Source organism: Sphaerospermopsis sp. FACHB-1194 (genome assembly GCF_014696235.1).
Lineage (GTDB): Bacteria > Cyanobacteriota > Cyanobacteriia > Cyanobacteriales > Nostocaceae > Sphaerospermopsis > Sphaerospermopsis kisseleviana.
In genome coordinates this window covers 1-7970 of sequence record NZ_JACJPU010000086.1, presented here as the reverse complement: position 1 = coordinate 7970, position 7970 = coordinate 1, and the positions used below count along the sequence as shown (strand labels likewise).

The 7970-nt window shown below is 39.9% G+C and carries 10 protein-coding genes and 1 pseudogene; 6 read left to right on the top strand and 5 right to left on the bottom strand.

What is annotated here, in order from left to right:
* Positions 1–279 precede the first annotated feature (279 nt).
* The 3 genes from H6F45_RS27225 to H6F45_RS25565 all read right to left on the bottom strand — a co-directional run bounded on the left by H6F45_RS27225 (position 280) and on the right by H6F45_RS25565 (position 1609).
* Positions 280–414 carry a hypothetical protein gene (locus tag H6F45_RS27225; protein ID WP_277877035.1) on the bottom strand — a complete coding sequence of 45 codons (135 nt, stop codon included), beginning with the start codon at positions 412–414 and terminating at the stop codon, positions 280–282.
* Positions 387–647, bottom strand: coding sequence for a transporter suffix domain-containing protein (locus H6F45_RS25570; protein WP_190348753.1), 261 nt, complete (start codon positions 645–647; stop codon positions 387–389). Before H6F45_RS25570 ends, H6F45_RS27225 begins: the two co-directional genes overlap by 28 nt.
* Positions 648–781: 134 nt before the next feature.
* A complete protein-coding gene (locus H6F45_RS25565) occupies positions 782–1609 on the bottom strand; it encodes a carbohydrate ABC transporter permease (protein ID WP_096567287.1) in 828 nt (275 codons plus the stop codon).
* Positions 1610–1835: 226 nt separating this feature from the next.
* Between H6F45_RS25565 and H6F45_RS25560 the strand changes: the two genes are divergently transcribed.
* The 4 genes from H6F45_RS25560 (at position 1836) to H6F45_RS25545 (ending at position 5899) form a co-directional block, all read left to right on the top strand.
* Positions 1836–2534: an aldehyde oxygenase (deformylating) gene (locus tag H6F45_RS25560; RefSeq protein ID WP_137668858.1), complete on the top strand. Its 699-nt coding sequence runs from the start codon at positions 1836–1838 to the stop codon at positions 2532–2534.
* A gap of 217 nt (positions 2535–2751) precedes the next feature.
* Complete coding sequence (locus H6F45_RS25555; protein WP_190348752.1) at positions 2752–3771, top strand: long-chain acyl-[acyl-carrier-protein] reductase; 1020 nt, start codon at positions 2752–2754, stop codon at positions 3769–3771.
* Positions 3772–3891: 120 nt separating this feature from the next.
* Positions 3892–4872: an acetyl-CoA carboxylase carboxyltransferase subunit alpha gene (locus H6F45_RS25550; protein WP_096567293.1), complete on the top strand. Its 981-nt coding sequence runs from the start codon at positions 3892–3894 to the stop codon at positions 4870–4872.
* A gap of 301 nt (positions 4873–5173) precedes the next feature.
* On the top strand, positions 5174–5899 hold the full coding sequence (locus H6F45_RS25545; RefSeq protein WP_137668860.1) for an SDR family oxidoreductase: 726 nt from the start codon (positions 5174–5176) through the stop codon (positions 5897–5899).
* On the opposite strand, the gene H6F45_RS27220 is transcribed toward H6F45_RS25545, so the two are convergent.
* Positions 5880–6011, bottom strand: coding sequence for a hypothetical protein (locus H6F45_RS27220; RefSeq protein ID WP_277877034.1), 132 nt, complete (start codon positions 6009–6011; stop codon positions 5880–5882). The genes H6F45_RS25545 and H6F45_RS27220 overlap by 20 nt on opposite strands.
* Positions 6012–6147: 136 nt before the next feature.
* On the opposite strand from H6F45_RS27220, the gene folE reads away from it, so the two are divergent.
* Together folE and H6F45_RS25530 are read left to right on the top strand one after the other, a co-directional pair.
* Positions 6148–6855, top strand: coding sequence for a GTP cyclohydrolase I FolE (folE, locus tag H6F45_RS25535; RefSeq protein WP_096572641.1), 708 nt, complete (start codon positions 6148–6150; stop codon positions 6853–6855).
* 235 nt (positions 6856–7090) lie between these two features.
* The gene (locus tag H6F45_RS25530) at positions 7091–7354 is read left to right on the top strand and encodes a hypothetical protein (protein ID WP_137668857.1); all 264 of its coding nucleotides are present in this window, start codon (positions 7091–7093) and stop codon (positions 7352–7354) included.
* 37 nt (positions 7355–7391) lie between these two features.
* Here the strand turns inward: H6F45_RS25530 and H6F45_RS25525 are convergent.
* Positions 7392–7970: pseudogene (locus H6F45_RS25525) on the bottom strand (SAM-dependent methyltransferase); the annotation flags it as partial.

Below are 7970 nucleotides of genomic sequence, written 5' to 3'. Positions count from 1 at the left end.
TAACTTGAGTTGTGTTTTGATGGATAAAAGCATTTGCTGATGTCAACACTATACTTTATTATTTAATTCTGACACATTTTGCCTAATTTTTTAGTCAACTTATTCCATGTATACGTCAAATACTTGTAGTTTGGTATGTACTTGTATAGGTTTGTCTAGTAAATTGTCAACTTAGGACAAGCTCTATGAAGTTGCAGTTAATTTTTTTTACTAACCGCAAAGTACGCAAAGTACACAAAGGAAGACAGTAAATTAAGACGTTAAAGATTTAGTGCAATGTTACAGAGAAATGGTATAGGGATGATTTGTTTGGGGGATAAATAAAGTATACTTGATTTTTATTCTGACTCCTGACTCCTGACTCCTGACTCCTGACTCCTGCTGTACTATCTTTTTCTGTTTTTCCGTTTCCATCTTTTTAGCAATATTCGCAGATAACGAAAATTCAAATAACGCCGATATCGCTGTATTACTTCCTTACCAACAAGTAGCGCACCTAACCAAAATACAATTTCTGCAAAAACCAATAAAGCTGGTACTAATAGGGCTTTTTGGGCAACTGCAAGTGGGAGAAATGGTAAAATGAGAGCGATCGCTAACCAGGGTAAAAATGAGACTATAATTAAAACTAAACCCAGCTTTTGCATCTTTTCTGTTAATGACAGAATTTGAGTTTAGTGTTTTTATGTGTTTGGTTGGAGTGGCTTACTTTACATTAATTTTCATCATCACCAAATTGTTAATCCTGTAAATCCTAAAATCCTGGATATCCTGATTCTGACTAATTCTTAATCCCCGTTGTCGCAATACCGCGAATTAACTGCTTTTGTCCAATCAAAAATAACACCATTACAGGAACAGTAGCAATTGTCACAGCCGCCATCATCAGCGGCCAATTATTGGTAAACAGTTCTTGAAATTCTGCTAAAGCCAGTTGTACAGTTCTTAATTCAGGTTTGGTTGTAAACACCAAAGGTTTAAATAAATCATTCCATTCACCGATAAAGGTGAACAAAAATAGAGTTACTAAAGCGGGACGTGCTAAAGGTAACATTACCTGCCATAAAATTTGCAGTCGGTTTGCTCCATCAATGGCAGCAGCTTCTTCCAATTCTACGGGAATTGTCTGGAAATATTGACGTAACAGAAAAATCCCAAAACCATTAACCGCAGTGGGTAAAATTAAAGCCCAGTAAGTATTTATCATGTTTCCCCACTTCAAAACCAGGAAAATGGGAATCACCAATAACTGAAAGGGAATGACTAAAGTGGCCAGTATAACTAGTAGTATTGCTTGTTTACCCCAAAATTTCAGCCTAGCGAGGGCGTAACCAGCCAGGGCAGATGTGATAATCTGAAAAGCTGTAACTGCGATCGCTACTAAGGTAGAATTAGCAAAAGCCAGTAAAAACTTGCCTCGTTCCCAAGCTTCCTGGTAATTGGCCAAAGTCCAGTTATTTTCTCCCCCAACTCCCGGTGTAGCACCCACAGGAGCAAAGGAAGTGAGAACAACCACGAATAATGGTAGTAAAACTATGAATGCTCCTAGCAGTAACAGTAAAAAGCTCCAAAAGTTCGTGTTTTGCCAATTCCAGTTGAGTTTAGACATGGTTGATAACTTCAAAATCATTGGTTTTTCCTAGTCAGACTATAGAAAACGGGGAATAAAGGATGGAAATACTTGACTTTTGATGGGGTGCTAATTGGTAAAAATTAATCTAATTACCATAACTTCTTGTTAAGTTAAATTAAACAATAGTGATGATTGCCCACAATTGAGTGGGTGAATTAAATTTCAGTAGCAAAATAATTTAGGGGTACGGAGTCAACCTACTATGCAGCAACTTGTTGAACAAACTCAAGAAATTGATTTTCAGAGCGAAAAATACAAAGATGCTTATAGCCGAATTAATGCGATTGTAATTGAAGGGGAAGAAGAAGCATATCATAATTACATCAGATTAGCTGAACTGTTGCCAAATAGTAAAGATGAACTGATCAAGCTTTCAAAGATGGAAAACAAACACAAGAAAGGCTTTGAAGCTTGTGGACGCAATTTATCAGTTACTCCTGATATACAGTTTGCTAAGAAGTTTTTCTCAGGACTGCATGAAAACTTCCAAAAAGCAGCAGCAGACGGTAAAGTTGTGACTTGTCTGTTAATTCAATCTTTAATTATTGAATGTTTTGCGATCGCAGCTTATAACATCTACATTCCTGTAGCTGATGATTTTGCCCGCAACATTACTGAATGTGTAGTTAAAGACGAATATAGTCATCTAAACTTTGGTGAGGTTTGGTTGGAAGCAAACTTTGAAGATTCCAAAGCAGAATTAGAAGCAGCCAACCGTCAAAACCTGCCTATTGTCTGGCAAATGCTCAACAAAGTAGCTGATGATGCTAAAATCTTGGGCATGGAAAAAGATGCCTTGGTAGAAGACTTCATGATTCAATACGGAGAAGCATTAAGTAACATTGGCTTTACAACCCGTGACATCATGCGTCTTTCTGCCTACGGACTGGCAACCGTTTAGGGACACTGGGGAGTGGGGACTGGGGACTGGGGAGTGGGGACTGGGGACTGGTGACTGGGAAAAAATCAAAACTCCTGAACTCCTGTAACTCCTGACTCCTGACTCCTGACTCCTTTCAGGAATTACTCATTATTCAGACACCTTATATAGTATTTTTAAGAATTAGAGATTATTTCTAATAACCAGCTTTGTATAGCACACGCCTAAAATATCACTAATGTTTGGTCTAATTGGACATCTGACAAGTTTAGAACACGCTCAATCTGTAGCTCAAGAATTGGGATACCCAGAATATGCCGATCAAGGGCTAGATTTTTGGTGTAGCGCCCCGCCGCAAATAGTTGATCACATCACCGTTACCAGCGTAACAGGTCAAAAAATTGAAGGAAAATATGTAGAGTCTTGCTTTTTGCCAGAAATGTTGGCAAATCGGCGGATTAAGGCTGCAACACGCAAAATACTGAATGCTATGGCTCATGCTCAAAAGCATGGTATTGATATTACGGCTTTGGGTGGGTTTTCTTCAATTATTTTTGAGAACTTTAATTTAGAGCAGTTTCAACAAGTCCGTAATGTCACATTAGAGTTTGAACGGTTCACTACAGGCAATACCCATACAGCTTATATTATTTGCCGTCAGGTAGAAGCAGCTTCCCAGCAATTAGGAATAGAACTTTCAAAAGCAACTGTAGCAGTGTGTGGGGCGACTGGTGATATTGGGAGTGCAGTTACTCGCTGGCTGGATAAAAAAACAGATGTCCAAGAACTACTATTGATCGCCCGTAACCAAGAACGTCTGCAAGCACTACAGGCAGAATTAGGACGTGGTAAGATTATGGGTTTAGAAGAGGCACTACCCCAAGCAGATATTGTAGTTTGGGTGGCGAGTATGCCCAAAGGTGTAGAAATTGACCCCACAGTGTTAAAGCAACCATGTTTATTGATTGATGGTGGCTATCCTAAAAACTTAGGGACAAAAATTCAGCATCCAGGTGTGTATGTGTTAAATGGTGGAATTGTGGAGCATTCCCTGGATATTGACTGGAAAATTATGAAAATCGTGAATATGGAAGTTCCAGAACGGCAATTGTTTGCTTGTTTTGCGGAATCAATGTTATTGGAATTTGAGAAGTTATACACTAACTTTTCTTGGGGGCGCAATCAGATTACCGTAGACAAAATGGAATATATTGGTCAACTATCGCTTAAACATGGTTTTAGACCATTATTAGTTTAGAGGCTGGTGATTGGTGATTGGTGATTGGGAAACATGAAAAAAATTGATTACCCAGTCACTATTCCCCAGTCCCCAGTCACTATTCCCCAGTCCCCAGTCCCCAGTCACTATTCCCTAACTATGGCAACTACTGAACGCAAACCCCTATTATTGGATTTTGAAAAGCCTTTAGCAGAACTGGCTACTCGCATTGATCAAATTCGGCAACTAGCAGATGAAAATGGTGTGGATGTTTCCGGGCAAATTCGCCAACTGGAAACTAGAGCGATGCAACTGCGGGAGGAAATTTTTAGCAGTTTGACACCATCTCAAAGACTGCAAGTGGCAAGACATCCGCGCCGTCCTAGTACATTAGATTACATCCAGGCGATTAGTGATGAATGGATGGAGTTACATGGCGATCGCTGTGGAGGTGATGATCCAGCTTTAGTGGGTGGTGTGGGTCGTTTGGGTGGACAACCTGTGGTGATGTTGGGTCATCAAAAAGGCCGGGATACTAAAGATAATGTCGCCCGGAATTTTGGCATGGCTGCACCTGGAGGCTACCGTAAAGCATTACGGTTAATGGAACACGCCAATAAATTTGGTATGCCCATTATTACCTTTATTGATACCCCCGGTGCTTGGGCGGGGATAGAAGCAGAACATCAAGGACAAGGTGAAGCGATCGCTTATAATTTACGGCAAATGTTTTGTTTTGATGTGCCAATTCTCTGTACCGTCATTGGTGAAGGTGGTTCTGGTGGTGCTTTGGGTATTGGTGTAGGCGATCGCCTCCTGATGTTTGAACACTCGGTTTATACCGTTGCTACCCCAGAAGCTTGCGCTGCTATTTTGTGGAAAGATGCAGCTAAAGCACCCCAAGCCGCAGTAGCATTAAAAATCGTTTCCCACGATCTCAAAAACTTAGGCATTATTGATCAGATTTTACCAGAACCTATCGGTGGCGCTCATTCTGACCCCTTAACCACAGCTACCACCCTCAAACAAGCTTTGTTAGATAATTTGGATGAACTTAACCGCTTAACACCAGCCGAGCGCCGTCAACTGCGCTATGAGAAATTTAGAAAAATTGGTGTGTTTACCGAAATTGCTCAATAAAAATAATAACTATATCTGATTAGCAATTCAACAATGCTATAATTGCCTATAGCTTAAAGATTCTTAACAATCTGAGCAGCTATAGGCATTTTGTTGTGTATTCATGAAACAGCCTGATATAAAAGCCTAATTATTCACGTCAAGACTTTCGGATCTGACAGGTAAGGCTGATAACAGGCAATATACCCATATTGATAAACGATTCTAGCAATATTGAGCATAAAATCAACTGATTTTAAGAATTATTTAACTGATTGGGTAGGTAGTGAATAGCAAAACTGCCAAAAAAATTGGAGATACCATGAGTTTTGAGCAGAAAAGACGCGCTTTAATTACTGGTGCAAGCAGTGGAATAGGCAAAGCAACGGCTTTAGCCTTTGCCAAGGCGGGAATAGATGTTGCTTTAGTCAGCCGTTCTCAGGAGAAGTTAGAAGGGGTAGCAGCAGTAGCAAAAGAAATAGGAGTAGAAGCAAAAGCTTTCACCGTTGATCTGGGTAGTGTTGCCCAAGTAAAAACCAAAATTCAGGCGATCGCCGATGAATTTGGCGACATAGACATTTTGGTAAATAATGCCGGTATAGGATACACTGCCAATTTAAGCGATACTTCCTTAGAAGACTGGCAGCGGGTAATGGATTTAAATATTACCAGCGTCTTTCAGTGCATGATGGCAATTGTGCCAGGAATGAGGCAACGAGGTAAAGGGACAATTATTAACATTGCCTCAATAGCTGCCAAACAAGCTTTTGCTGGTTGGGGGGCTTACTGCGTCAGCAAAGCTGGTTTACTCGCCCTTTCTCAAACATTGGCACAAGAAGAACGAGTCCACGGCATTCGTGTAACAGCAATTTGTCCGGGTGCTGTCAATACTGAAATTTGGGATACGGAAACAGTTAATGTTAACTTTGACCGTACCAAAATGTTAACTCCAGAAATAGTAGCTCAGACAATTCTGCACACTGTTTTATTACCACAAGAAGCAGTCATTGAAGAATTAACATTGATGTCTAATGCTGGTGTTCTTTAATTGTTAGGTGACAGGTGACAGGTGACTGGGGACTGGTGACTGGGGACTGGGGACTGGTGACTGGGGACTGGGGACTGGTGACTGGGAAAAAGATAAATAACCCAATTACCAATTACCAATTACCAATTACCAATTACCAATTACCAATTACCAATTACCAATTACCAATTACCAATTACCAATTACCAATTACCAATTACCAATTATCAATTGTCAATTATCAATTATCAATTACCAAGACTAATACCATGACTATTGCTAGTTCTAACGGTTCTAATCGCTCACAATCTCCTTTGATTCCTGATTTAGCGCAAGTGATCAGTAGCAGACCTGACCGCAATACCCATAATGGTAAACAGGCAGATTTGCACCCACCCTCAGAGGAAAGCACGGAGCAAATGATGGAAGCCGTGCGGACAATGCTGATCGGTGTTGGAGAAGATCCAGAACGAGAAGGATTATTAAAAACACCAAAGCGCGTAGCTGAAGCTATGAAATTTCTCACCAGTGGTTATAACCAATCCTTAGAAGAACTGGTGAATGGGGCGATTTTTGATGAAGGCCATGAAGAAATGGTGTTAGTGCGAGATATTAATTTCTTCAGTCTTTGTGAACATCATATGTTGCCATTTATGGGTAGAGCGCACGTTGCTTATATCCCGAATCAAAAAGTTGTCGGTTTAAGTAAATTGGCGCGAATTGTGGAAATGTATGCTCGTCGTTTACAAGTTCAAGAAAGACTAACTCGCCAAATTGCCGAAGCAGTGCAAACTATTCTTGAGCCAAAGGGTGTAGCTGTAGTGATGGAAGCTACCCATATGTGTATGGTGATGCGTGGTGTACAAAAACCTGGTTCTTGGACTGTTACCAGTTCTATGGTTGGTGTTTTCCAAGATGAGCAAAAAACCCGTGAAGAATTTTTGAATTTGATTCGTCATCAAGCTGCTTTCTTTTAGGAATTAGCACTTTTTCGATTATTAGCAATATCGCTCATTCTCAAATTTTTTCAGGGGGTGAGTGATATTTTTTTGGTGATGGGTGATTGGGAAGAATGAATTTATTCCCAATTCCCAATTCCCAATTCCCAATTCCCAATTCCCTTGTTATATAACTGAACTTTAGACTAAAAACACAAAATGACTCAGGGAAAATGATCGCTCTCTTTTAGTCTAAAGTCCAGTAGAAAGGCAAGTGTCTATTGGTGCAATGGATACTTCATTAAAACCTTATGATATGGCGGTATTGGCGGCAATTCTTGTCCGGGCTGAAGATTTGCAACAACAAGGATTTTCATGGGTGGGTTTCTGTGAATTAGATTCTGATCTTCAACCTTGGGATAAAAATGGTGTAGCAAAACCTATTCTTAGTGATCTTTATCATGCTTCTCGTATCTGGGTGTATCGAGATTTTTTGGTGGAAGATGTGGATGAACTTCCTGAATTTTGGCTTTCTTAGAATTGATTATCCACACCCTACATAGTATTCTCTACACCTAATATTCAGGTGTTAATAAAAGTAATTGCTGTTTTATTAGTTTTCTGACTCCGTTTAAATCTAACTCTGTTTGTTTGATAATATCGGCTATTTTGGCATCACCATTACATTTCTGCATAAACTCAAATTCCGCATCTGATAATTTGATGATTTGGTAATCATAGTTAAATATACATTTGCTGGGAAACCCATCTATACAAGGGTTGAGTTCTGGCGTTGCTGCTAATAAGCTGTTATCGTCTGTCCAGTCGTATTTGGTTAATGGGGGACGAGTGAGGAAAAATTCGTAATGTGTTACTTCTGGATTCAGTAATTCTATTAGGCGGTAACGTTGGCGTTGGTGTAGCCCGCCGGAGGCATCGCCTAAATTTCCTGCTCTTTCTATTAACTCTGGTGCTTTACCCAATAGTGTTTCTAAATCCCAAAATCCTGGATTAGAAAAACCTACAAAGTCTAATTCTGAAGCGTCTATTAATTCAAATAATGTATCAATATTATAGTCTGTTTCCTGGGGATGTACGTACATATCGGCAAAACATTCATCCCTTTGGTTTTCCATTGCCCATCTTTCTTTTTC